The 603-nt window shown below is 65.3% G+C and carries 1 protein-coding gene; it reads right to left on the bottom strand.

Annotated elements, in window-relative coordinates:
• Positions 1–603 (bottom strand): immunoglobulin-like domain-containing protein (locus AC1DIG_RS29290; RefSeq protein ID WP_477770110.1); only part of this gene is annotated, 603 nt, incomplete at both ends.

Raw genomic sequence — 603 nt, 5'->3', positions numbered from 1 at the left:
GGTGGCGGTGTAGGTGACGGTGCCGCCTTCTGCTGCCGAATCGGTGGCGGTCAGTTTCACCGTCGAGGTGTCGATGGTGTCGGTGACGTTGGTGACCGCTGGTGTATTGCTGGTGACCAGGTTCTCGAAGTTGCCGCCGGTGGCGGTGGCGATCGTTGCCTCGACCTTGCCGGCATCGAGGTAGACGTCGTCTTTTGGTGCATCGACCACTACGGTGCCGGTGGTTTTGCCAGCGTCGATGTTGATTACGGCGCCGTTGCTCAGGGTCACGGTCATCGCGGTGCCGGCCGCGTTGGTCAGCGTCGCGGTGTAGGTGATCTGGCCACCTTCGGCCACGGAACCGGTCGCGCTCAGCGTCAGGTTGGTGGTGTCGACGGTGTCGGTCACGGCGGTGCTGACCGGGGTCTTGTCGGCGACCAGGTTTTCGTAGTTGCCGCCGCTGACGTTGGTGATGGCGTTGGTCAGCGGGGTGTGGCCGACCAGCGCGTCGTTCGGCGCGGTGGTGGTCGCAGTGCCGCTGGATTGGCCGACCGGGATGGTGATGGTCTGGCCGTTGGCCAACGTCACGATCACTGCCGAGCCGGTGACTGGCGCGCTGACGGT

The sequence above is a fragment of the Pseudomonas sp. 05N431 genome, assembly GCF_056397005.1.
The sequence above is the reverse complement of the archived record's forward strand: the minus strand, read 5'-3'. Positions and strand labels throughout refer to the sequence as shown.